The sequence below is a fragment of the Paracoccus aerodenitrificans genome, from assembly GCF_027913215.1.
GTDB classification, from domain to species: domain Bacteria; phylum Pseudomonadota; class Alphaproteobacteria; order Rhodobacterales; family Rhodobacteraceae; genus Paracoccus; species Paracoccus aerodenitrificans.
The window spans coordinates 193,348-218,169 of sequence record NZ_CP115784.1 but is presented as its reverse complement, the minus strand read 5'-3'; the positions used below and the strand labels follow the sequence as shown (position 1 = coordinate 218,169).

At 58.3% G+C, this 24,822-nt stretch carries 21 protein-coding genes and 1 pseudogene; 5 read left to right on the top strand and 17 right to left on the bottom strand.

Annotated features, from left to right (window positions below):
* Positions 1-90: 90 nt before the first annotated feature.
* The 7 genes and pseudogenes from PAE61_RS02290 to PAE61_RS02260 form a co-directional block, all read right to left on the bottom strand.
* Positions 91-877 (bottom strand): annotated as a pseudogene (locus tag PAE61_RS02290) (IS5 family transposase).
* 172 nt (positions 878-1,049) lie between these two features.
* Positions 1,050-4,385 carry a carbamoyl-phosphate synthase large subunit gene (gene carB / locus PAE61_RS02285; protein WP_271113821.1) on the bottom strand — a complete coding sequence of 1,112 codons (3,336 nt, stop codon included), beginning with the start codon at positions 4,383-4,385 and terminating at the stop codon, positions 1,050-1,052.
* A 444-nt stretch (positions 4,386-4,829) separates the two neighbouring features.
* Positions 4,830-5,657, bottom strand: coding sequence for a DUF1217 domain-containing protein (locus tag PAE61_RS02280; protein WP_271113820.1), 828 nt, complete (start codon positions 5,655-5,657; stop codon positions 4,830-4,832).
* A complete protein-coding gene (flbT, locus tag PAE61_RS02275; RefSeq protein ID WP_271113819.1) occupies positions 5,654-6,055 on the bottom strand; it encodes a flagellar biosynthesis repressor FlbT in 402 nt (133 codons plus the stop codon). Before flbT ends, PAE61_RS02280 begins: the two co-directional genes overlap by 4 nt.
* On the bottom strand, positions 6,052-6,423 hold the full coding sequence (gene flaF / locus PAE61_RS02270) for a flagellar biosynthesis regulator FlaF (RefSeq protein ID WP_271113818.1): 372 nt from the start codon (positions 6,421-6,423) through the stop codon (positions 6,052-6,054). The genes flbT and flaF overlap by 4 nt, the downstream gene beginning before the upstream one ends.
* A 95-nt stretch (positions 6,424-6,518) precedes the next feature.
* Positions 6,519-7,745, bottom strand: a complete 1,227-nt coding sequence (locus PAE61_RS02265) for a flagellin N-terminal helical domain-containing protein (RefSeq protein WP_271113817.1) — start codon at positions 7,743-7,745, stop codon at positions 6,519-6,521.
* A gap of 160 nt (positions 7,746-7,905) precedes the next feature.
* Positions 7,906-8,214, bottom strand: coding sequence for a hypothetical protein (locus PAE61_RS02260; protein WP_271113816.1), 309 nt, complete (start codon positions 8,212-8,214; stop codon positions 7,906-7,908).
* Between the two features lie 159 nt (positions 8,215-8,373).
* Here PAE61_RS02260 and PAE61_RS02255 point away from each other — a divergent pair.
* A protein-coding gene (locus PAE61_RS02255; RefSeq protein ID WP_271113815.1) for an IS5 family transposase occupies positions 8,374-9,161 on the top strand; the annotation gives its coding sequence in 2 pieces (ribosomal slippage) (positions 8,374-8,713 and positions 8,713-9,161; 789 coding nt in all).
* A gap of 1 nt (position 9,162) precedes the next feature.
* Here PAE61_RS02255 and PAE61_RS02250 read toward each other — a convergent pair.
* Both PAE61_RS02250 and PAE61_RS02245 read right to left on the bottom strand, forming a co-directional pair.
* Entirely contained in the window at positions 9,163-10,056 is an 894-nt protein-coding gene (locus PAE61_RS02250; RefSeq protein ID WP_271113814.1) for a DMT family transporter, read from the bottom strand.
* The gene (locus tag PAE61_RS02245) at positions 10,053-10,664 is read right to left on the bottom strand and encodes a nitroreductase family protein (protein WP_271113813.1); all 612 of its coding nucleotides are present in this window, start codon (positions 10,662-10,664) and stop codon (positions 10,053-10,055) included. The genes PAE61_RS02250 and PAE61_RS02245 overlap by 4 nt, the downstream gene beginning before the upstream one ends.
* A 109-nt stretch (positions 10,665-10,773) precedes the next feature.
* Here PAE61_RS02245 and PAE61_RS02240 point away from each other — a divergent pair, with 109 nt between their 5' ends.
* Positions 10,774-11,658, top strand: coding sequence for a LysR family transcriptional regulator (locus PAE61_RS02240; RefSeq protein ID WP_271113812.1), 885 nt, complete (start codon positions 10,774-10,776; stop codon positions 11,656-11,658).
* Between the two features lie 408 nt (positions 11,659-12,066).
* Here PAE61_RS02240 and PAE61_RS02235 read toward each other — a convergent pair whose 3' ends face one another.
* The 3 genes from PAE61_RS02235 to PAE61_RS02225 form a co-directional block, all read right to left on the bottom strand.
* Entirely contained in the window at positions 12,067-12,837 is a 771-nt protein-coding gene (locus PAE61_RS02235) for a carbon-nitrogen hydrolase family protein (protein WP_271113811.1), read from the bottom strand.
* 177 nt (positions 12,838-13,014) lie between these two features.
* The gene (locus PAE61_RS02230) at positions 13,015-14,433 is read right to left on the bottom strand and encodes an MFS transporter (RefSeq protein ID WP_271113810.1); all 1,419 of its coding nucleotides are present in this window, start codon (positions 14,431-14,433) and stop codon (positions 13,015-13,017) included.
* 1 nt (position 14,434) lies between these two features.
* Positions 14,435-15,670 (bottom strand): serine hydrolase domain-containing protein, encoded by a 1,236-nt coding sequence (locus PAE61_RS02225; protein ID WP_271113809.1) that lies wholly within the window; start codon positions 15,668-15,670, stop codon positions 14,435-14,437.
* A gap of 96 nt (positions 15,671-15,766) precedes the next feature.
* Here PAE61_RS02225 and PAE61_RS02220 point away from each other — a divergent pair, with 96 nt between their 5' ends.
* Positions 15,767-16,660 (top strand): LysR substrate-binding domain-containing protein, encoded by an 894-nt coding sequence (locus PAE61_RS02220; RefSeq protein WP_271113808.1) that lies wholly within the window; start codon positions 15,767-15,769, stop codon positions 16,658-16,660.
* A 325-nt stretch (positions 16,661-16,985) separates the two neighbouring features.
* On the opposite strand, the gene PAE61_RS02215 is transcribed toward PAE61_RS02220, so the two are convergent.
* The 3 genes from PAE61_RS02215 to PAE61_RS02205 form a co-directional block, all read right to left on the bottom strand.
* Positions 16,986-18,134 (bottom strand): MFS transporter, encoded by a 1,149-nt coding sequence (locus PAE61_RS02215; protein ID WP_271113807.1) that lies wholly within the window; start codon positions 18,132-18,134, stop codon positions 16,986-16,988.
* Positions 18,043-18,513, bottom strand: a complete 471-nt coding sequence (locus tag PAE61_RS02210) for a MerR family transcriptional regulator (RefSeq protein ID WP_271113806.1) — start codon at positions 18,511-18,513, stop codon at positions 18,043-18,045. Before PAE61_RS02210 ends, PAE61_RS02215 begins: the two co-directional genes overlap by 92 nt.
* Before the next feature lie 224 nt (positions 18,514-18,737).
* Positions 18,738-20,198 (bottom strand): MFS transporter, encoded by a 1,461-nt coding sequence (locus PAE61_RS02205; protein ID WP_271113805.1) that lies wholly within the window; start codon positions 20,196-20,198, stop codon positions 18,738-18,740.
* Positions 20,199-20,294: 96 nt separating this feature from the next.
* On the opposite strand from PAE61_RS02205, the gene PAE61_RS02200 reads away from it, so the two are divergent.
* Positions 20,295-21,095 (top strand): helix-turn-helix transcriptional regulator, encoded by an 801-nt coding sequence (locus PAE61_RS02200; RefSeq protein ID WP_271113804.1) that lies wholly within the window; start codon positions 20,295-20,297, stop codon positions 21,093-21,095.
* A 114-nt stretch (positions 21,096-21,209) separates the two neighbouring features.
* Here the strand turns inward: PAE61_RS02200 and PAE61_RS02195 are convergent, their stop codons facing one another.
* A complete protein-coding gene (locus PAE61_RS02195; protein ID WP_271113803.1) occupies positions 21,210-22,646 on the bottom strand; it encodes an MFS transporter in 1,437 nt (478 codons plus the stop codon).
* A 103-nt stretch (positions 22,647-22,749) separates the two neighbouring features.
* Between PAE61_RS02195 and PAE61_RS02190 the strand changes: the two genes are divergently transcribed.
* On the top strand, positions 22,750-23,346 hold the full coding sequence (locus PAE61_RS02190; protein ID WP_271113802.1) for a TetR/AcrR family transcriptional regulator: 597 nt from the start codon (positions 22,750-22,752) through the stop codon (positions 23,344-23,346).
* 85 nt (positions 23,347-23,431) lie between these two features.
* Here the strand turns inward: PAE61_RS02190 and PAE61_RS02185 are convergent, their stop codons facing one another.
* Positions 23,432-24,667, bottom strand: a complete 1,236-nt coding sequence (locus PAE61_RS02185) for an MFS transporter (RefSeq protein ID WP_271113801.1) — start codon at positions 24,665-24,667, stop codon at positions 23,432-23,434.
* Positions 24,668-24,822: the final 155 nt, after the last annotated feature.

Genomic DNA, 24,822 nt, shown 5'->3' with positions numbered 1-24,822 from the left:
AATCTCCCCTAACTTACGCCGCGAGATGTACCAATTGTTCTGACTACGGACAGACTTCTAGTCGAAAGGGCGTCGCCCTTCGGCGCTAGGTCATGTTGACAAATGGCGGATCCAAAGCCTGATCGATGTGATGTCGACGAAGCCAAGGAACCTATCTGCGGTCTTATCGTAGTGAGTAGCTACGCAGCGGGCGTTTTTCAGCTTGTTGAAGCAACGTTCGACCAAGTTGCGTAGCTGATAGAGGGACCGGTCGACGCCTACGCGTTTCTTGCATGATTTCCGCATCGGAATGACCTGCAGAACGTCACGCCTGTTCATGGATTTTCTAATGCTGTCAGCGGCATAGCCTCGGTCGCCAGAAGTATGCTTGGCGTGGGCAGATTATCGGCCATGACCATATCAAAACCAAGATAGTCTAAGGTTTGTCCCGCAGATATCTCCGCTCTCATGGGCAGCCCGGCAGCATTGACGAGGACATGGATCTTGATCGTGACGTCACCGCGTGAACGGCCAAAACCCTGTCGCGGAATCCCTCTTTAGCGCTCGCTGCCTGATGGTGGGCACGAGCGACCGTGCTGTGGATCATCTGAAGCGTATGCAACGCAGCTCCACTTTCGTTCAGGCGGTCCATGATCTGCTCCCAGAGTCCCGCCAGTGTCCAACGCCGGAATTACCGATAGACGCCGGACCACTTCCCTAACTCTGCCGGCAGGTCTCGCCACGAGGCTTCGGTGCGGGCGATCCAGAAGATCCCATCGAGAACAAGGTGGTGGTTAGTAGGTTTGCGCCCGTTTGGGCCGCGGGATGTCAGAATAAACCGCTCAAAGAATGCCCGTTCCTCGTCCGACATCAGGTCTCGTGGCAAGCTGGTCTCCATCGCAGATACGAGATTGAAGCACGCTTACCGGCGACTGTGAAGCATTTTCGTCAACACTATCTAGGTCATTCCAGCCCGTCGGCAGACCGCAGAACCCAGAAGAATAGGACGAGAAGAATTTAGCCTTTTATTAATCAATTTCTTCACCCTTACAATCATCATTGCGAAAGCATTACGCCTGCAACGACCTTACACCAACTTCCCCTTCCCCACGCGACTTGATCGCCGCGACCGCCGCGATGCTGCCCGCTGCTGTCGTGTAATATGGGATCTTGTCATACAGCGCGACGGCGCGAATTTCGCGGCTGTCGGCGATGGCCTGGGCGCCCTCGGTCGTGTTCAGGACCATCGCGATCTCGCCGTTCTTCATACGATCGACAATGTTCGGGCGGCCCTCATAGACCTTGTTGACGCGGCTGGTTTTTACCCCGTTCTGCGCCAGAAAATCCGCCGTGCCGCCGGTGGCGATCAGGGAAAAACCCATTGTGGTCAGGTCGCGGGCGGCCCTGGCGAGGGCGTCGGTCTTGTCGGCATCCCGGATCGAGATGAACACCGCGCCCTCATGCGGCAATTGCGTACCCGCGCCCAGCTGGGCCTTGAGGAAGGCGCGGGGGAAGTTGCGGTCCCAGCCCATGACCTCACCTGTTGAGCGCATTTCCGGGCCGAGCAGCGTGTCGACGCCGGGGAAGCGGGCGAAGGGCAGCACGGCCTCCTTGACCGAGAACCAAGGTGTGATCGGGTCGGCGAGCGTCAGAGGGTCGGCGAAGGGAAGGTCGTCCTCGGGGCCGACACCTTCGGGATAGGGGTCGCGGGCGGGGAAGTTCGACATGGGTTCCCCGGCCATGAGGCGGGCAGCGATCGAGGCGATGGCGCTGTCGGTGGCCTTGGCGACGAAGGGGACGGTGCGCGAGGCGCGGGGATTGACCTCCAGCACGTAGATCGCGCCGTCCTTGATCGCGAATTGTACATTCATCAGACCGATCACGCCCAGCTTCTGCGCCATTGCGACGGTCTGGCGCTTCAATTCGTCGATGGTGGCGGCATCCAGCGTGTGGGGCGGCAGCGAACAGGCGCTGTCGCCGGAATGGACACCGGCCTCCTCAATATGTTCCATGATGCCGGCGACATGGACGGTATCGCCATCGGACAGCGCGTCGACATCGACCTCAATCGCGCCGCTCAGATAGCTGTCCAGCAGGACCGGGTTCTTGCCCGACACATCGACCGCATGGGTGATGTAGCGGTTGAGATGGTCCATATCCCGCACAATCTCCATCGCGCGGCCGCCGAGGACATAGGAGGGGCGGATCACCAGCGGGAAGCCGACTTTTTCGGCGATGGCGCGGGCTTCTTCGTCGCTGTGGGCGATGCCGTTGACGGGCTGTTTCAGGTTCAGTTCGTTCAGCATGTGCTGGAACCGCTCACGATCCTCGGCCAGGTCGATGGCGTCGGGCGTGGTGCCGAGGATGGGGATGCCGGCGGCTTCCAGATCATTGGCCAGCTTCAGCGGGGTCTGGCCGCCGAACTGGACGATGACGCCGTGCAGCGTGCCGTTTTCCTGTTCGGTGGTCAGGATTTCCAGCACATGTTCGAGCGTCAGCGGTTCGAAATAAAGCCGGTCCGAGGTGTCGTAATCGGTGCTGACGGTTTCCGGATTGCAGTTGATCATGATCGTTTCGTAGCCCGCATCGGTCAGCGCGAAACAGGCATGGCAGCAGCAATAATCGAACTCGATCCCCTGCCCGATCCGGTTCGGACCGCCGCCGAGGATAACGACTTTCCTGCGATCCGACGGGCGGGCCTCATTCTCGACATCACCCATCGCGGGCGATTCATAGGTCGAATACATATAGGGCGTCTGCGCCTCAAACTCGGCGGCGCAGGTGTCGATACGTTTGAAGACAGGGTTGACGCCGTTATCGTGGCGGGTGCGGCGGATGTCGGATTCGTCGCGACCGGTCAGAACGGCAAGACGGGCATCGGAAAAGCCCATCATCTTCAGCGCACGCAGGCCCTCGGTATTCGGCAGGCCGTTTTCGCGCACACGGTTCTCAGCCTCGACAATCTCGCGGATGCGGGCAAGAAACCACGGCTCGAACGAGGTGACGGCGTGGATGTCGTCATCCGACAGGCCGTGGCGCATGGCCTGCGCGATGACACGGATGCGGTCCGGGGTCTGGTTTGACAGAGCGCGGATGATCGCCGGTTTACCCTCTTTCTCGGCTCCGGGGATGGCGATTTCGTCCAGCCCGGTCAGCCCGTTTTCCATCGAGGCCAACGCCTTTTGCAGCGATTCATGGAAGGTGCGACCTATGGCCATGACCTCTCCCACGGATTTCATCGCCGTGGTCAGCTCGGGCTTCGAGCCGGGGAATTTCTCGAATGCGAAACGCGGGATCTTGGTGACGACATAGTCAATCGAGGGCTCAAAACTGGCCGGGGTGACCTTGGTGATGTCATTATCAAGCTCATCCAGCGTGTAACCCACGGCCAGCTTCGCGGCGATCTTGGCGATGGGGAAGCCGGTGGCCTTTGAAGCCAGCGCCGAAGAACGCGACACACGCGGGTTCATCTCGATCACGACCATGCGACCGTCATCAGGGTTAATGGCCCATTGCACATTCGATCCGCCGGTCTCGACCCCGATTTCGCGCAGCACCGCGATCGAGCCGTTCCGCATCCGCTGATATTCGCGGTCGGTCAGGGTCAGCGCGGGCGCGACGGTGATCGAATCGCCGGTATGGACGCCCATCGGATCGACGTTTTCGATGGAGCAGACGATGATGGCGTTGTCGGCGTGATCGCGCACAACCTCCATCTCATATTCCTTCCAGCCGAGCAGCGATTCATCAACCAGAATCTGCCCGACTGGCGAAGCATCCATGCCCGAGCGGCAATAATGGATATAATCTTCACGATTATAGGCAACGCCGCCGCCAGTGCCGCCAAGGGTAAAGGCCGGGCGGATAATGGCAGGAAGGCCGATATCCTCCAGCGCGTCCAGCGCCGTGTGAACCCCTGCATCGAGATCGAATTTGCCCTTGGCATCCTTGGGCGCAGTGACGATGGTGGCCTTGGGGTTTTCCAGCCCGATCCGATCCATCGCTTCACGGAACAGTTTGCGATCTTCGGCCATTTCGATGGCGGCACGCTGTGCACCGATCAGTTCCACCCCGTATTTGTTCAGCACGCCCGCATCCGCCAAGGCAAGCGCTGTGTTCAGCGCGGTCTGCCCGCCCATCGTCGGCAGAAGCGCGTCGGGCCGTTCGGCGGCGATGATCTTTTCGACCATTCCGGGAGTGATCGGCTCGATATAGGTCGCATCGGCCATTTCCGGATCGGTCATGATCGTCGCCGGGTTCGAGTTCACCAGAATGACCCGATACCCTTCTTCCCGCAGCGCTTTGCAGGCCTGAGCGCCGGAATAATCGAATTCGCAGGCCTGCCCAATGACGATAGGCCCGGCGCCAATGATGAGGATGGACTGGATGTCGGTTCTCTTTGGCATGGCGGGCCCCCGGGCTGTTCTGTCGGCAAATCGTCCGGGGTTATAGTTCAGGGACGCGATTACGCAAGGGGCTGCCGGATGGTATGATGGCAACACCGCGCCGCAGAACGGTCAGGAAAGGCCCGACACGCTTCCACTGTTACGCCGCAACTCCGACAGGATACGAACAAATCGGATAAATCCGATCAACAAATAGTCGAGGACCGCGATGAACGGGTCGACTCGCGCCTTGCATAGCCGCCTCAGAGGTGGTCTGGAAAAGAGTGTGGGCTTTTCCGGTCGGCAGATGGCGGCACCCTCATTCTGGGTAGAATTGCGCATGAAGCCTTCCTCGCGAGACATTATTTGCTGTCCGCCTTGTGCTGTCTGCTTTCCGTCAGTCGGCGATCACAGATGACGATGGGCAATCTGAATCGTGGTGTGCCTCAATCGGGTGCTCCGGCATCAATAGCTGCCAAGACTGAGTGGCGCGGTCGATAAAAGTGTCAGCGCTGTCGAGAAACGATTGCTCACATCTCCAGATGTGACAGAACCACGCGCCAGAAAAGTTCGGATCAGCTTTTCGACGTTTTCGGGCTGAGCGATCCGCCTCATGTCATCAGTGCCGAATAGGCGGGAAGCGGCCTCAGAGAACTCTTCCATCTGCCGGTCAATTGGCAACCGCCCATAGGAATGACCGAAGCCGAAAGCGCCTTCGAAAACGCGCCGCAAGGGAATATTCCCTAACACCTCATACCATTTGGTATTATTCGTCCCTGACCGGGCAGAAACCTCCGCCATTTCCCGCCGGGCATTCAGCGCAAGGCGAAGATTTTGATCCGAGTCACCGACCCGCGCTTCGAACTCTCTGTTTACATATCGGGCGATGATGCTGTCTGCAAAACCCGCATCCGACGAAAAACCGGCTGAAGACTGTTCATCGCCAGTGCGGGTAAAGCCAAACGCTTCCGAAAGACGGCGATAGGCTTTGTTCGAGAGCCGGTTCGCCAGGCTGCTCTGATCGCTCAGATCGCTTTCGAGAACCTTTCTGATAAACGCCTTGCTGGCGATATCGCCCTCAAGCCCAAACGCACCAAGCGCGACTTTCATCAATCGATAATCCGAGACCAGTTCATCTGCAGCCGTCACCGCTCCGATCCGATCACGAAACTGGCTGCATGCCTCACGCGTTTCCCTATCATTCGCAACGAGTTGGCGTTGACGCGATGCCGTCCGGTTCAGCAAGTCCCACCCGGCGAGTCCGCCCGAACCAATATGAGCCTGATAGGTCATTTTGCTGCCGCCAGCAGCCTGGCCTCTCGCGGAAGCAAATCGCGCAATAACCTGAGCGCCCTATAAAAATTTTCTTCGATCACCGCCGATGTTGCTTGAGCAATAATCTTACGGCTATCCCGATCTTCAAATACCTGCGAAAGCTGTTCAAGGTTCCGCAAAAGAACCCGTCGCCCCTTGTCATTGTCGCGATCCCCAGACAGCACAAGCTGCGCATCATAACAGGCGCGGGAAACAGGTGTTGTCGCATCCTCGGGATGAATTGCGTCGCGCAGCCTCAGGATATTGACCTTCGGCGTCTTAATCGAAATGCAACCACGTCTTTCGCCATTTTCGATAACCGCACCGTTAATGAGAACACGTTCGTTCGGCGCAAGCTTCAAAACGAGGCCGGTCACGATTTTTCTCCGTTTCGCGTCAGACCGCGGATAATGCTTTTATTCAGGTCGACAAGTGGCTGTATAGATGCCGACCCTCTTCTTACCGAAGCGCTATGTCCGACAACGAACCCGGCGAGCGAAATCAGCGTCGCACGTAGTTCTTCGGGAAGCCGATTTCCGTCATCCGCCAGATCTGTGGCAATTTGCCGCCAGAACTGGTCGTTTTCATGCAGAGCTTTGACGAAGGCGCTGTAATCATCAGCTATATGTTTCATGCTGCACAGCAGATTATTGTTGATGCGTGACAGCAGCCGCGCTTCGGCATCACGATGTGTTTCAACCTTGGCAAGGGCCGAACCATATCCGCCGGAGGTAAAGGCGTTCATTAGGCATTCTCCGTCAAGAAATAGACCATGCAGATCTGGACAAGCAGCCCTTGATCAGAATGAAGAATGGGGCGCCCAAGGCACCCCAATCATGATCAGCGGAACAGCGACAGAAGCGCTTGCGGCGCCTGGTTCGCGATCGACAGCGATTGAGTAGCGAGCTGTTGCTGCACCTGCAGCACCTGGAGGCGAGCCGAAGCCTCTTCCATATTGGCGTCAACAAGCGCTCCGATACCCGAACGCATTGAATCAGTCAGCTTGCCGATAAAATCACGCTGGGTTTCAATGCGGCCCTGAGAAGAACCAAAGCTTGCAGCAGCATCCACAGCGACCTTTATCAAACCTTCGATCGCGTTCAGTGCGTCTGCAGGCCCGCCCTCGGCGCTAACATCAAGCCCAGCTAGGGCGGCAAGGCCACCATCACCACCAGCAGTCCGCTCGGTCGACAGAGTTACCGCCATGTCACCACCGCCGGTTCCATTATCGAAAGTAAGCTGATCACCTGTACTGCTCAGCGTTCCGGCAATCGATGCGCCGGTTTTCGCAGCGTCCAGACCCGACACAATTTCTGTCATCGAGTCCCCCGCCTGAATGGTATAAGTGATCTCAGTCCCTCCGAGATCCAGCGTAATGACATCGCCCGCCAGCAGCGCAGTACCGTCAGAAGCGTCTGCTGACCCGTCAGTTGCCGCTATTGCTGTACCGCCTCCCTGGAAGGACAGGGTGCCGACGGTAACAGCACCACCACCGTCAGTCGCAGTTGCGGAACCGCTGGGTCCCACGACAGTCGAACCCGTCCCGCTTGTCCGCAGATCAACAGTCTGAACATCAATAGTACCAACCGCGACATCGCCATCAATGCTTCGATCAAGCGAGGACATGATCTTCATCGGGCTGGAGGTCGAACCATTGATGAGATTCTTGCCGCTGAACTGGGCTGAACTGACCGCAGAAGCGATCTCGTTTTTCATCGCATCAATATCTTTCTGATACTTGGCGCGGTCCTCTGCAGATGTGCCTGCCTCCTGTGCTGCAATCACTTTGGTTCTGATCTTGGTGAGCGTATCTGTGATCGACTGGGCAGCAGCACGCGCAACAGCAACGGTAGATTCGCCTAACGCCAAAGTCTGGTCGATTGTCTTGAACGCAGCGACATCCGATTCCATCGTCTTGGAAATCGCCCAAATCGCTGCATTATCCTTTGCGGAGTTGATCGACTTACCGGTCGAGATCTGATTCTGGGTCTGAGCCAGTTTGGAGTTGATATCTTTCAGCGTTTGCAGCGCAACCATTGCGCCGTTATTCGTCAGAATACTAGACATATTATCTTCCTTAACATTGGAATTTGCTATTTGATCTCAAGTCATTCTGACCCAAAGGATGTATCCCTGCATTTTTGCATGAAACAGGTTTTACCCGTTTCCAAGTTATCAATTATATAATATCTTCGTCAGTTCCAGAAATTAATCCAATCAATTTAAATTAATATTTTCCGAACGTCTTGCACTCACCTTTTGCAGCCCTAGGCTTCCCGTCCAAGTCGTAATAGTTCAGACTTTTCGCCTCATCCACAGCCCGTGAAATATATTCACGCGCATCCGCAACACCCAGCATAGCTGATTCTGCCAGCGACAAAATTCGTTCAAGTCTCCCGATGATTTTCGAATCGGCTGATATGGGCGCTTTTGAAATTATCTTCATGGCCTTAGAAAAATGCTCCAGCGCCATCTGTGCATCCGCCGCGATCAAGGCATCGACGGCTTCTTCAAGAAGATCTTCGATTTTCTTCATTTCAGAGCTCATAACCTCAAGGAAAATTCTACTTGCCTGTGAGCTTGCTAATTCCCAGTTAAGAATAGATAAACATCTCCGCTGAATAAAATTACCTAGGCTGTGTTGACAAAAGGGATTCACACGAGGCGCGTGGCATGATTCAAGCTGGTATCTGCGATGGAGAACAGCTTGGCACGAGACCTCATGTCGGACGAAGAATGGACGTTCTTCGAGCGCTTCATCCTGACGGTCCGCGCTCCGAACGGACGCAGGCCGTCCAACCACCGCCTCGTCCTGGATGGCATTTTCTGGATCGCTCGAACGGGGGCGCCATGGCGTGACCTGCCTGAGGAGTTTGGGAAATGGTTCAGTGTCTACCGCCAGTTCCGACGTTGGACCCTGGCGGGGCTATGGGAGGAGATCATGGAGGCGTTGAACGAAAGCGGCGCCGTCCCGGACGCGCTCCAGATGATCGACAGCACCGTGGTTCGCGCTCACCATCAGGCAGCGGGCGCTAAAGGGGGACTCCGAGACAGGGTTTCGGCCGTTCAAGGGGTGGTTTCACGACCAAGATCCATCTCCGCGTCAATGCGCGTGGCTTGCCCATGAGGACGGATATCACGCCGGGACAGACCTCGGACTATACCGGCTTCGATCTGGTCATGGCTGACAACTTGCCCGAGCCGAGTGTGCTGCTGGCGGATCGCGGCTACGACGCCGACAGCATCCGCAGGACCATGGAGGCACGAAATGTGCTGCCGGTCATTCCGATGCGCAAGTCGCGGAAAAGGCGTATCGGCGTCGACCGTTCCCTCTATCGGCTGCGCAACCTGGTCGAGCGGTGTTTCAACAAGCTCAAGAACGCCCGCCGCGTCGCCACCCGCTATGACAAGACCGCAGAAAGCTACCTCGGTTTCATCGACATCACGTCAATCCGCCTCTGGCTCCGCCATTTGTCAACATGACCTAGGTGGCAGTCACGGGCTCGTCCTTTCGGGTAGCGGGACTGGAAACGCGGTCGGCACGTTGGCCGATCCAGATGCTCCCAATCACGAGTACGACGCCGACGATCTGAAGCGGGCTAAGCGCTTGATTCAGGAACAGCCACCCAAGCAGGACAGCCGTCGCCGGGCTGAGAAAACCCAGCAGGGAGACCACTGCGGGTTCGATGCGCGAAATGCCCCGGAACATGAGATAGCAGGTCAGCGCTGCGCCGATCAGCCCCAGCCAGACCAAACCAAATAGGTTGCCGACCGTGGGCATCGGAATATTCGGGTCGAACAGCAGAACGACCGGTACAAGCAAAATACCTCCGGCCGTCAGCTGCCATGCAGTGAAGGTTAGCAGTGAGACCGGAGGTTGCCATTTGCGCGTCAGCACGGTCCCGAAAGCCATGGAAACAGCCCCGGCAAAACCCGCCGCGACACCTATTGCATCCAGCGTCGCATTCGGCGTCAGCACCAGCAACGCCACGCCTGCAAGTCCGATGATAGCGGCAAGGACCGATACAAACCGTATCCTGCTCCCCAGCAGCGCTGCCGCGATGAACACAACGATCAGCGGCTGGACCGCTCCCAATGTCGCTGCAACTCCGCCCGGCAGCCGATAGGCCGCAATGAATAACATGCACCAGAAGATCGAAAAATTAAGGGCACCGAGGATCATGATCCGCGGCCACCATATTCCTGCTGGAAGCTTCCGAACGATCAAAAGCAGTAGCAGACCGGCTGGCAAGGCTCGCAACAATGCCACCGTCAATGGCGAGAAATTTGGAAGAAACTCGGTCGTGACGATATAGGTACTGCCCCAAATGACGGGCGCAATCGCTGTCAGCAGCAAATCGGATGTGCGGTTTTTCATGAGATTTCCAGAACCTCCGCAATCGGGCGACGTGGCTTTTGAGGCCAGTTGCCCGGCGCGGCGCGACCCACCGCAAGAAGCAGCACCGGCATCTCGTCCGGCGCCAGGCCGAATTCCTGTGTCACGCTTTCGGTGTCAAAGCCAGTCATCGGCCCAGATGCGAGGCCAAGCGCCTCGGCGGCGTAGATCAGCGTTGCGGCTCCAAGAGTAGCCGAGCGCACAGCCTCATCCCGGGCGTTTTGAGGATCAGCATATTGTGCACGAGCGCCTTCCTGCCAGCCAGAAGCCATATCAGCCGGCATGAAACCGGCCTCGATCGAGGGGCGTAGCCGCTCGGTAAGGGTCGCATGATCGGGTAGTACGCCGCAGATGATGAAGGTGACGGCCGCATCCGACACTTTCGCCTGCCCATATGAGAGGCTGCGCAAGCGTTCTTTCGCTTCTGGCGACCGAACTGCGATGAAACGCCAGTTCTGAAGGTTGTAGGCCGTTGGTGCGCATACTGCAAAACGCACAAGTTGCGCGATCTCGGCATCTGTCAATATGTGGGACGTATCAAAGATATTGGCGGAGATACGCCTTTCGATCAGCGATATGGTTGGATTCATGGCAAGACCGTTTCAACTTTCGAATTTTCATAAAGGATATACATTGTTCACTATTTTCTGATAATTATGGGTATGTGAAAGACACCATTTACTATTGGGAAACAATTTGATGGACCGCCTTACCGCCCTGACAATTTTTCGTCGCGTGGCGGAGCTGAAAAGTTTCGCAGAAGCCGGTCGTAAGCTAGGGCTGTCACCCGCTGCGATCAGCAAGAACATCGCTGAGTTGGAGGCTCATGTGGGCGCGCGCCTTATCAACCGGACAACCCGGCGCATGGCACTGACCGAAGAGGGGCGGCTCTATTTGGACCATGTCACGCGCGGACTGGATGCGCTCGCCGAAGCGGACCAGGCCCTATGTCCTATCAAGACATCTCCGAGCGGCACATTGCGTGTCAACGCGCCAATGACCGTCACCTTGACGCGGCTCTCGTCGGCACTTCCGTCGTTTCTGGCGCAATTTCCCGATCTGAGTCTCGAACTCGATCTTGATGACAGGCGTGTCGATATTGTCCGCGAAGGGTTCGACCTTGCCATTCGTGCCAGCGACAGTCTTGAAGATTCCAGCCTGATCGCACGAAAGCTCGCAATCATGCCCCACGTGCTGTGCGCAGCGCCGTCCTATTTCGAAAAACGCGGCACCCCAGAAACGCCTTCCGATCTGAAAGCATTGGACCATATACGGTTCAGCCTCTCGGGTCATGCGGACACATGGGAGTTCAAAAAGAGCGGTCACATCGAACGTATTGCTGTCGATGCAAGATATTCCGTTTCATCAAGCCTTGCCGTACGGGACGCGCTGCGAGCGGGCTTCGGCGTTAGCCTGATGCCGCGACCCTATGTCGAGGAGGATTTGGAACATGGACGACTGCAATCTGCCCTGGAAGACTGGAATACGGTCGAAACGACACTCTATGCCGTTTATCCTTCAAGGCGACATATCGCCCCAAAAACTCGCGCCTTTCTGGACTTCTTGATTGAAGCGTTCAATTGAACGACAGGATTTCTTTCATCTTTCGCCTCATACGTGGCTACCGTCACAACGGCTTTTTGGCAAACTTCGACTTTGCTTTGGCAAAGCACAGCTAAATTTTTTGCACTTTCGACGTTACAGCACCTGCAATTTGCGCTACCGCGATACCTGCTTTCCGCAGCTTGCTGGCCACCGGCAACGCAACGCTGGCCAATGATATCTGCGCCAACGGCAGCGAAACGAAGTAGCAGCTCCGTGGACTTGCTTCGGAAAACTGCTGGGTTATTCGCTCTTTCAGGCGGCCTTGCTCTCGAAGGCGACCGGGCTTTTCCTGCCGAGGGCCGAATGCCTGCAGCGCGGATTAAAGAACCTGTTGATGTAGTCCAACATAACGATTTCCGTCTGCCGTGTCCTTGCGCAGTCCTTTCCTTATTCGCCATAGCGGTTGATCATCGTCACGGGGTATTCCTGCTTGGCAGCTTTCGACCGAGACAGATCAATTTCCACCGAAACAACAGGCTGGTCCGCCGACGTTTCCGCCAGTAGATCACCCTCTGGCGAATACACCCAACTGCCGCCGGTGAACCAATCCCGTGCGACCGAGCGGCGGTTTGCCCCGATCACAAAAGCCCCCGATGTTCCTGCGCCCAGGACCGAAGCTGCCCGCCAGCGTGGTGTATTGCCAGTTGCCCGCGACTGCACGATGATCTCTGCTCCGTTCCGCCCCAGCTTGCGCGGGGTTTCTGCGTATATCAGCTCACTGCACAGCTGCACCCCGATCTGACATCCGCCCAGTTCAAACACCTCGCCCGGCACATCTCCGCGATCAAACCAAGGCGCTTCGACCGCCGGATAGTCGTCGGGCAGATAATACTTGCTGCGCAGGGGGTGAATCTGGCGTTGATCGTCAAGGTAGATGGCCTGATTCAGCCGTTTCCCATCCAAATTGGCTGGACGAGACGTGATCAACGGAGCGCTTACGTCACTGGCAAAACGCTCAAGCCACATGGCGTGGGTTTCGACAGTCTTCTTCCATTGGTTGGTATCAAACCTATCGACGCAGAAAATCCACGGAGTGAATGGCATTTCGGGCAGAACAAGCAAATCCGGCTTCTCACCCGCGACATGATGCGCGATGCCTTCAATCGCAGCCTCGTATCGCTCTGCTTCATCGGGGAATTCGGCGGTTGCGACTTTCATAGTGTGTTCCAATTCGATCTGTGTCTTCGACGCGGGCGGCGCGCCAGATGGAAACTTTCGACGGGTCGGCAGAGTCTCGCCGTACATCTTGTCCAGCGCCGGAATGGTCTGGGTGGCGATAGCAAGCTGCCTATGTAGCAGCGCTGGGTCTCAATGCACCGTGGGCCTGACCCGGCCTCATTGCGACCCTCGCGTGTTGATGAGAGGGCTTCGCGAAAGCGGCAATGCCGAAGCGAGCGGCGCGAGGGCACATATCGCGAAAAGCCACCGTGCTGCTGCTTCCGGAGCGCCAAGAGCATTGTCGTCCGGCGCACCGACAAGATTGACGATTATCGCGGCACACGAGGCACCGAATGCGGTGGCAAAGAGCTGCACGGTCGAAATCGAAGCCGAGGCAAGGTCTGCCTGTTCATCCGGGGCGACGACAACGACGAAGCTGAGCAGCTGCGGCCAGATCAGACCGACGCCAATTCCCGTCGCGAACAATGCAGCGGAAATCGCCAGCAGTCCGGCAACCCCACGCCATTCGTCTTGTGGCATGGCCCAAGCCAGAAACATCAGCGAAATGAACGAAACCCAGGGCGCAAGCCTGATTGCAATCACCTTTAGCGGGCCGTGTTCATCTGCATTCAAGACTGACCCTGCCATCCAGCCGAAAGCGATCAGCGCCGCCATATATCCGGCTATCAGCGGTGATACTCCGTGCAGGACCTGCAAGAACAACGGAACAAAGACATCCACGCTTGTTACGGTGATCGCCAGAAGCATCATGATCAGGTAAAGCCTGCCCAACACTGCGTTCGGCAATGTTGCACCATCGGGAAGAAGCTTTCGGCGTGATCTGCGCTCGACCGCGATCAAAGCTGCGGTGACCAGGACGCCCGACGTAATCGCGGCAATCATCTGCCAGGTTTCCGGCAAGACACTTGCCGCCGAAAGCGCAAGGACTGCCAGCGACAGCAAGCATAGCTGCGTCCAGGCGATCGGCTGCAAAGTCTGCGCACGAGACCTTGAGGGCATCCTTAGGACGGACAATGCGGTAAATACTGCACCAAGCGCAACAAGTGTCCAGAATGCGCCGCGCCACATTCCGTACTCGGCAAACATGCCTCCTAACCCCGGTCCCAACAGAGTTCCAACACCCCACATTCCGGAAATCAGTGCCATCGCCCTTGACCAAAGTGGCCTGTCCAGCATGACCCCAATCAGTGCGTAGGACATGGCTACCATAAGGCCGCCTCCGAACCCCTGGATGGCACGGCCGACGAGCAAGACCGTCATTCGAGGCGCGACGGCGCATAGTGCTGATCCTGCAATGAAGACACACCCCGCAATAAGATAGGCACGTGCCGGGCCCGAATACTGCAGAAGACTGGCACCTAGAGCCGCAGCGGAAATCGAGGTCACAACGAAAACGGTCGTCGCCCATGCAAAAAATGTCAGGCCGCCGATTTCACTGACCGCGGAGGGCAGAAGAGCGACAGCCAGGAAGACATTGACGGCATGCAGCATGACGCCACCGGCCAGTAGTGGCATGACACCAGCATTACCGGCGCGAAAAAGATCTGCCCAACGTGTTTGTGGAACGTCGCTCATATCAAGACTCCAACTCCGTGACGGCTGTGGCGACGTCTTGGGCGAACTTCCCGAACATGCCCTCGAGCGTCGTGTTGGTCAGAGAGACGAAGCTGAGCCTGCGTTCGAAGTCGATACCCCATGACGCGCCATAGACCCCGCCCCAGGCAACGCTACCCTGACTCCACCTGCTATCTGCGGCCGTGGGGTCTATCAGAACCGAACCAAGCCAGGAATAGCCCCAGCCAGGCCCCTGTGTTTGTGCCTCAGCTCCGATCCGAGGTTTGCGCGCTTCACGTCGCCAGGTTTCGGACAGAAAGTCTCCGCCCCTAAATGCTTCCAGCAACGTCAACATGTCACCAGCACGCCCTGCGGCACCTGCACCTCCCGACGGCCAGGCCCCGCGATCATGGATCCGGTTGATATCAAAACTGACGCCCGGCCCTTCAAAAAGCGGCAGCGGGACATTGTCATTGTCTTTCATCGGAACCGCACCGCCATCACTATCGCGATAGGCCTTTGCAAGCTCGTCGCCATCCCAGTGAAGGCGAACATTCAGCCCTAGTGGCCCGGTAACGAGATTACGGATCGCCTCATCCAGTTCGACGCCCGTGATCTTCTCGATCACCGCGCCCACGACATCGGTTGACACTGAATAACGCCAAGCTGAGCCCGGGACGATGTCAAGCGGGACACTGGCGATGCGGCGCAAATTCTCGGCCAAAGACACAACCGATCGGTCGAGCCCGTCCGAGATGCCTGCCCGCGCATAGGACCCGCCCTCAGGTTGCTGAAACCGGTAATCCAGCCCAGCCAAATGCGCCATCAGCAAGCTGAGAGCTGGATCCGCAACAGATCCATCCATCATGGTCAGTCGAAACTCTGGAAGATAGTCAGATACAGGTGCATCTGGATTGAGCCGGCCAGCCTCGGCCAGTTTTAGAGCCGACATCGTGGTAAACGGCTTTGTCAGTGACGCATAGCGAAACGGCGTATCCACGTCGACAGACCTATTGTCTTCGCGATCGGCATAGCCGGCAGCACGTTCATAGATGCGTGCGCCGTCTCGATTCACCATCACGACACCGCCGACAATTCGCCCCTCTGCAATCGAGCGCTCAATGATCGCATCGAGGTTTCTCGCGCCTGTGCTATCGGATGAGCTAGCCGACCTGGTCATAGCGCCTGCTACGTCCTTGCCGTGCCGCCGATTGGTGTCGTCCGTTTCCGTTGAAAATTCGACGGGTTCCGAGGTCATTTTCACTCTCCGCGCTAAAACAACTTGCACGAAGTTATGCATCCACATCATAAAGTTGAGACGTGTAATCCTGCATGGCTCATGTAACATGACTTCATGATCAGACCTGACACATTGGCGCTCATACCGGTTTTTCGTGCAGTTGCTTCCACCGGCGGCTTCACCGCCGCGTCTGCGGCACTCGGCATCACCCCCTCAGCGGTATCGCAAAAAATTCGCCAGCTGGAATCCAATTTGGATGTCCGTCTTTTCGAGCGCACAAGCAGAAGCGTTCGCTTCACCGATGCAGGGCGGATGCTCTACGAGGATACAGCACGCTCGTTTTTGGACCTCGAAAACGCGCTGGAAAAAATAGGTGGGCTGAATGCTCGGCCCGCTGGAACCCTGCGTATCAACCTATCACGCCTTGCTGCCGAGATTTGCATCCTGCCGAGACTGGTGGATTTCGCGCGCGCACATCCGGAAATCAATCTGGAACTTACGACCGATGATCGCCTCTTGGACTTGGTGGCTGGGAATTTCGATGCAGGCATAAGAATGTCCGATACATTGGAACTGGACATGATCGCCACGCCAATCGGTCCGCCGTTGCGACGCACTGTACTGGCAGCGCCCGCCTATCTGGTGGACAGGGGCATTCCCACGCACCCTGATGAGTTGTCGGAACATGATATCATTCGATATCGTTTTCCAGGAAGTGGTCGACTGGAACCACTTATCTTCAGCATCGACGGACAGATCAAACGCGTAAACCCTCACCCCAAACTGGTGCTCGATGACAACAGCCACATCTCTCTGGCAGTGCGCGGCGCACTTGGTTTGGCACAGCGGTTTTTCACCACTGAGCAGGATGCGATCAGGGCGGGCGCGTTGATTGAAGTGCTCAATGAATACGAGCCATCGCCGAAGCAGTTTAATATCTATTACCCATCTCGAAACCAGCCGCCCAAACTTATGGCGTTCATAAGGTGGTTCACGGGCGAGCCATAGTTCGCTCTCCATGTCAAACGCTGGCCCCGGCGCTCAAAAATCATTTCTGCTCCGAAACCCGGAGGAAGCACGCCAATCCCATCGGCACGCTTCCCCCTGACTTCCGCCCCCTTCTGCCTCCCCGCCGGTCAGGGCAGCGATGTATGACCTGCCACGTGCACGAGGCTCAGTCTCATGTGGGATGAAAGAAGGAGGCGCGGCAATCGCCATACCAGCCGGTCAGCTTCTGGTTCAACACTTTCGAAGGTCGGGCGACCGCAACACAGGGCCTTCCAGACTTGTGTCTCTGTTGCATCTACGATGGAACGGTTCAGTTCTGCTGGACTTACTGAGGAGAGTTTGCCGTCTCTGGACGCAATGCAATGATTGCGATCATGATGAGTACCAGCGCCACCAGCGCCACCCATGCCGCCCCGAGCGGATAGACGCTGGATGCCAGCGCAGTCGCGCCCGCGACGCCGAGGTTCATGCTGCTTCCGGCCAGCGCCATGAGCGCCCCCCTGCGGGATGGCGAAAGCTGCGCAATATGGGTTTGCAGACCCGGAGCGCCGATACCGCCAAGCGCAGCCCAGATTGCGAGTGCAAGCAGGATCAGAGCAGAAGGAAGTCCGTCGAAGACATAGGTGATGGCAATTGCCACCAGCACGAAGATCAGCGCGATCCGCATCAAGGCGCGACCGCTGCCGACGCGGGCAAGCGCCATCGGCATGGTAAAGTTTCCGACCAGCGTGAGGATGCCGAAGCCAACATAGACCATGCCAACTGTGGCCGTGTCCCACGCGTAGAGTGAACGAAGTCGCTCTCCGACAAGCGCAAAACAGCCGATAGCACCTCCGAGGCCGGCAGCCATGGCAATCAGGCTTCCCAATGCACCTGGCACGAAAAGCGGTTCTGTTGCCGCGCCATCATCGACGTTTGGTTGGCTTTCTGGTGCAAGCGATGAGCGCAATGACGGCAGACCCACTAGAACCACGATCAGTGCCAGTCCACCGAGCGCGGCAAAGGCAAACCGCCAAGACCAGTATTCTGCTGACAGCGCGCCGATACCAGGGCTGAGAATGATGCCGAGCGTCAAGCCGGACGTGACGAAGGCGATGGCCTTTGGCGCGGCCTTCTCGCCAAGATCGCCAGCCATCGCCATAGCAATGCCAAGCATACCGCCACTGGCCGCTCCGGTCAGTATTCGGGTGGCAATCCCTGTCTCGAATGTAGGGACGAAGGATGTGGCAATAGACGCGAGGCCGAAAACGAGTGTCGAAGGCACGAGGACGGCGAGCCGTCCGTAACGGTCGGAAACGCCGCCGAGAATCGGGGCCATGATCGCCAGCGGCAGGCTATAGGCGGTGATGAATAGAGCGATGCGCTCGGGGGGAACCGAAAGATCAGCGCCTATCGGCGTGAGAATCGGCCCCAGCAGAAATTCGTCTGCCCCCACGAGGAAGGCGATCAGGAAGAGAAATATCAGGCGCAGCATGGTGCGGGTCGTTCCTTTCGTGATGGATCGAAAGGGACTCGCGGAACATGGCGAGGCGGCCGAGGACCGCTTCCCGCCGTGCCTCAAGATCGGCTCTGAGCCGGTCGATATGCTCCAGTTTCTCCAGCAGTTGCGGAATACCGCCCTCGCACGGACCTGCGCCCTCGTCGGAGAGGCAAGCCGCCATGGTGCGGACCTCGCGTGTGGAAAAGCCGGTTGCGATGAGATCGCGGATTCGTCCCGCCCGTCGCAGGTCGGCCTCGCTGTAGCTGCGATAGCCATTCTCCGAGCGGTGCGTATCCATGAGACCCGCCTTCTCGTAATGGCGCAACATGCGCTCCGTTATCCCGAGCCTTTCAGCCGCTTCCTTGATCTGCATCTCGACCCCTTTCCACACGGTCCTAGCACCTTGACATTAGTGTCAATGTCAACGCCGAATTTCAAGAATGCTGCCGGTTTCTTGACCACATGGATATTCCACCACTGCGAGCGTCGGGATCAGTAATGCGAGGGGAATGCACGACCCGAGCGGTGTCTGCATCCCCAAAAGGCGATCATTCATCGGTGCTGATCGTCGTCGCCGCATCGCTTAAATCACCATGCTCAATGCGCGTGGCTTTCATAGACGGCTAGTCGCACCAATAGGATCGCTGCGACGACGGCGGCGGCAACATTGTAGCTCATGCCCGAAACAAAGGCGGCGGCGTAGTGCGCGGCCTGCCCTTCCGTTTCTGTCCCGAGTGTCGCACCGAACAGGATGCCGACTGCGGCCACACCAAGTGCCGCACCGACCTGCTGAAGTGTCGAGATTACCCCCGAGGCCATGCCAGCCTGCCGTTCCTCCACGAAGCCGAGCACAAGGTTGAGCAGTGGCGTCATAATCATCGCCTGCGCTCCGCCGATGACGATCAACGCTGGAATGAGATGCGCCACCACCAGGTCCGCACCTGCGATCCAGACCTGCCCGATCAGCGCGGCGAACGAAATCGCGTAAACCAGCGACCCTATGGCGATGGCCGGCGTCCCGAAACGCGCAACGAGGCGCGGCGCACTCAAGGAGAGGATCACGAAGGCAATGGAGCACGGCACGAAGACGCTGCCCGCCTCGAACGGGCTCAGCCCGAACCCCGTTTGCACCAGAAGCGCGAAGCAGAGAAAGAATGAGGAGGCCGTCGAATAGATCAGCAGCACCAGCAATCCACCTTGCGCGAAGCGGGGCTGGCGCATCAGCGCCATGTCCACCAGGGGCTGATGGCCGATTTTGCGGCGACGCTCCTGATGGCGGTAGAAGGCGGTGAGCAGGATCGCTGCCCCAGCGAGCGACAGAAAGCTCCAAAGCTGCCAGCCATGTGTCGGGGCCTCGACCAGCGGCACGAGCAGTAGGGTCAGACCGACGCTGACCAGGGCGACCCCTGGCCAGTCGAGCGCGGGCCGTTCCGGCGCAATCGTCTCGGGAATGAACCGTGCCATGACGATCGCGAAAATGCCGATGGGCACGTTGATGAGGAAGATCGTGCGCCAGCCGAGATCGAGGATATTTGCCTCGACCAGAAACCCGCCGAGAATCTGCCCTACGATAGCGGCAAGCCCAAGCGTCATGCCAAGGAAGCCGAAGGCGCGGCGGGCGTCGTCGTCGGAGAAATTCACGCGGATGGAGGCATAGACCTGCGGAAACAGCAACGCCGCAGCCAGCCCTTGCAATACGCGCGCACCGATAAGGATTTCCACGGTCGGCGCGATACCGCAAAGAAGCGATGCAAACGTAAAGCCTGCCATTCCGACGATGAATAGCCTCCGCCGCCCATAAAGATCGCCAAGCCGCCCGCCGGTGACGAGCATGACACCGAAGGCCAGCTCGTAGCCCGCGACGATGAAGCCGACCTGCGACAGGCTTGCCCCTAATTCGGCTTGCATGGAAGGTATCGCGACGTTGACCACAAAGAGGTCGAAGATCGTCACGAACCCGGCCAGCAACAGGATGGACAGACCGAGCCAGGGCGGGCGGCGGCTCGTGGCGGTAGATGTGTTAGAAAGCGCATCGGCAGTGCAGGTTTCGGAGCTCATTGGGCGTCCTCTTGTGTTGACGCACCACCAAAATCACGGCCATTATCCTTTTACAATTTAACACATTATGCTGTTGCTTTTTGTAATGGGCTAACCATGCGCACCCTTCAAAGAACCCGCACCGAGCTGGCCGACTTCCTGCGCAGTCGCCGCGAACGGTTGTTGCCGGAGGATCTCGGTTTGCCATCCGCAAAGCGTCGGCGCACACCGGGTCTGCGTCGCGAGGAAGTCGCGGCCCTCGCGGGTGTCGGACTGACCTGGTATACGTGGCTTGAGCAAGGTCGGGAGATCGGGGTTTCCGCCGATTTCCTCGATAATCTCGCCCGTGTACTCAAGTTCGATGCGGCGGAACGCCGGCATCTGTTCCTGCTCGCCCATGAGCGTCCACCGGCAGAGCCCGGCAAGACCTTCTGCACCGTGCCATCGCTCGCCGCGCGGCTGGTGGAGGATCTTGCGCCCCACGCCGCCTATATCATCAACCTGCGCTGGGATGTGCTGGCCTATAATGGGCCGGCCGACGACATGTTCGGGTTTGGCAGGCACGATCCCCGCCGGCGCAATCTGCTTTGGGCGCTGTTCACCGATTCGGAATTGCGGGAAGCGTTCGTGAATTGGGAGAAACAGGCACCGGCGATGCTCGCCAGTTTCCGCCGCGACTTCGCCGCCGCGCGCGAGGATGCCGATGCCCGTGTTCTGGTCGAGGAACTGGAACGTGTCTCGCCCGAGTTCAAGGATTGGTGGCGAAGCCAGGACGTTCATGCGCCCTGCACGGGCAGCCGCACGATCCGGGTGGACGGAATGCCCGTCGATTTCGAGCATACGTCGCTCACCATAGATGGTGGGCAGCATTTGCGGCTCGTCGTTTATGCACAGAAATTGGAACCTGCGGAAGGCTGACGAGCATTTATGGGCGGGCATCCCGATGGGAATGCACGATCTAGGCGAGGTCGGCATTCCCCATGGGCGATCATTCATCGGTGCTGATCGTCGCGTCATCGTTATCCGCCCCCGTCATTCGGCGCCAGTCTTGGCCTTAGTAGGGAGGGCGAAGGCGGCAACGAGACTGATAAGGATTCCGGCAGCAGCCAGCCAAAAGGCCAATTGCGTGCCTTCGGCCACGGCGGTGCGGAGTGCATCGCCTTCCAATCCGCCAGTATGCCGATTGGCAAGGGCGATCAAGACAGCAAGGCCGATGGCGTTACCGACGCTGAGCGTCGTTGACGCCATGCCCGACGCAACGCCCTGTTCGTCGTGATGTACGCCGGACGCAGCGGCGATCCACATGCCGGTCCAGACGATGCCCTGACCGATGCCCGAAATGATCAGGCCCGGCACGATGGCGAGATAGCCGCCATCGGCATTGGAACCGGGAACCAGCAACACGGTGCCGACCGCGCCCACGATCATGCCGACGATCAGCGTGGTTCGGGTGGAAAGCCGCGTTGCCAGCCTCTCGCCGATCTGCGTGCCGACCGCGATGGCGATGGACGGCACAAGGAAAGCCCATCCGGTCTGGAGCGCGGTCAAACCCTGCACGTTCTGGAACAGGACAGTCAGGAAGTAAGGCAGTGCGCCGAATGTCCCCATATAGAGGAAAGTGATCGTCATACCCGCTACGAGGCTGCGGTTTGTGAGCAGTCGCAGCGGCATGAGTGGATCGCGGCTGCGCGCCTCGATCACCGCGAATACGATCAGGAAGATAGCCGACAAAACGAGCGCCCACACGACGCTTGTTGCGCCCCAGCCGATTTCCGGTCCCTCGACCAGCGCGAACACCAGCGCCGTCGCGCCAATCGTCACGGTCAGCGCGCCAGGCAGATCGAAGCTGCGCTTTTCATGCCGCTGCGGATCGCGTGGGATGATGAAAAAGGCCGCGATGATGGCGATGCCGGCCAGCACGACATTGACGTAGAAGACGGCAGGCCAGCCCCATGCGGCGGTCAGGAATCCGCCTGCCAGCGCACCGATGCTCAAACCGCTCGCGCCTGCGCCGCCCCATACGGCCAGCGCCCGATTGCGTTCCGGTCCCTCGGCGAACAGGCGGTTGATGAGCGACAGCGTAGCCGGAAACAGGAAGGCCGCCCCGATGCCTTGCACGGCGCGCGCAGCAACGATGACCGTGGGCGAAGTGGCAAGGCCCCCGGCAAGCGAGGACAGCGCATAGAGCCAGAGCGCGAAGATGAACATGCGCCGCTGGCCGATCAGATCGGCCGCCCGTCCGCCGAACAGCAGGAAGCCGCCGCAGAACACCATGTAGGCGCTGACCACCCATTGCAGGGTTTGGCCCGAAAAGCCTAGCCCCGCGCCGATCTCCGGCAGGGCGACGAAGACGATGTTAATGTCCAGCGAATAGATGAGTTGGGCGAAGGCGAGCAGCGCGAGCGCCCCCCCCCTTCGTTCTCCAATGCCTGATGCCGGCGCGGCACGGGTATGATCCGATGAGGTCATGTCAAACTCCGTGATGACGATTCTTTGTTGATCACTAAAGAATATGGGCTTGCATCGGGTGGTCAAGCAAATTATTTGTTGATTACTCAAGAATGGAGGGGCGATGGCGGGACGCCCGCGCGAGTTCGACCGGGATGCGGCATTGGCCAAGGCGCGCGATGCCTTCTGGTCGCGTGGCTATGAGGGTGTGTCGATAACCGATCTGGTAGACACTCTTGGCCTTGCTTCGGCGCGTATCTATGCAGCCTTCGGATCGAAGGAGAAACTGTTTCGGGAAGCTGTTGTGCTCTACGATGAAGGTGAAGGCGGCTTCGCCACTCGGGCGCTGGCAGAGGAACCGACAGCGGCGGGAGCCATCGAGCGCAGCCTGCGCGAAGCGGTCGAGACATATACTCGTGAGGGGCGGCCCCAAGGTTGTATGGTGGTATCGGCCGCGACCAACTGCGCGGCTGAGAATGATGGTGTGCGGAAGTTCCTTGCGGACTACCGCCGCCGCCGCAACACCTCGCTGGTCGAACGGCTGGAACGTGCGGTGACCGAGGGCGAGTTGCAACTGGATACGGATGCGCAGGCGCTTGGCGACTATTACGCCACGGTCCTGCATGGGTTATCCGTACAGGCACGGGACGGAGTTTCGCGGGCACGGCTGTTAGTAACTATTCCCACGATGATGCTCGCAATCCAGAGCGCGAAGGCGTGAGCGCGGCAGTTATTCGCCCGCCATTCTCGGGAACGCCATTTGACAATCGCTTCTCTTGTTGCCTGTCCACGCCCGTCGCGGCCTCCTAAGAAAGTCGACGCGCCTTCACCGGAGCGAGGCTGGCGAGTCCAAGAACAGCGAGACCGAATCCGATCCAGAGCGGTGAAGTCAACCCGTAGCCGGCTTTGATACCAAGGCCGCCCGCCCAGGTTCCGAACGCAAGGCCGATGTTGATGACAGAGACATGGACCGTATTGACCAGCGGCCCTGCCGGAACCGCACGCATTACCCGAGCGACCATGGCGGGGTTCATCGGCAAGCCTGCGAAACCGATTGCGACGAAGGCTGCAATGCTAATGATCGCGTCGTCGGCAAAGACGGCAAACAAGAGCAGCGCGACCGAGAGGACGGCCAATCCTCCGGTCAGGATAGGAAAGATGTAGCGGTCGGCATAGCGGCCGATCAGAAGATTACCGATCACTGTGGCCGTACCAAAGGCGGCAAGAAGGACCGGAATCAAAGCGGAGGAAAAGCCTGTAATCTCGGTGAAGATAGGCGAGAAATAGCTGAATGCAGCAAAGGTCGCGCCGATGATTAGCCCGCTTGTGGCGAAAGCAGCCCAAAGGCGAGCGTTACGGAACGACGCCAGTTCGCTCGGCAGGTTTGGTAACTGAGCGCCATCAACCGATGCCTTCTTCGAGCCAGGGGCGAGAAAGGCGATAACGGTAGCACAGAGGGTCGCCAATACGACGATCACCCGGAAACTGATCCGCCATCCGAAATTTTGCTCGATCAGCGTTGCAGCGGGCACACCGAGAACAGTCGCCAGCATCAATCCAGCCAACACAAGCGAGGACGCACGCCCTCTCTGATCCGAAGCGACAAGATCGGCGGCAATCGAGATGGATACGCCAAAGCATGCGGAGGCGGCCACACCTGTCAGAACGCGAGCGGCCGCCATGACGTCGTAGCTCGATGTGCCCGCAGCGATGGCGCTCCCGCCGATGTAAAACCCCAGCAGCAAAAGTAGTGCGGCTTTGTTCGGCACACCGAACCGAAGGAGCAGGACCGTCAGAATCGGACCGCCAATGACCATCCCAGCGGCATAAAGCGAAATTAGGTTGCCAACTTCGGCGACGGTGACGCCGAACGCCTGTGCGAGTGCAGGCATCATGCCCGCTACCATGAACTCGGAGGTTCCAAGCATGAAGCAGGTGAGGCCAAGGAAATAGACCACCATCGGCATGCTCGACTCTGGGCCGGTGTGCGCCTTCCCGTCACTCTCTATTTCCGCTGATATGCAGGACTGCAGCTCACTCATGGGCGCGATCTCTTTTTTGTAGTTACAATTATAGAAATAGCTATCGGCCTTGCATAATCTGGTCAAGAAATTTATATAACTCCAGCTACAGAAAGGATCGTTATGGCACCTAGGGGCCGACCGCGCAGCTTCGACCGTAATCAGGCGCTTGAGCG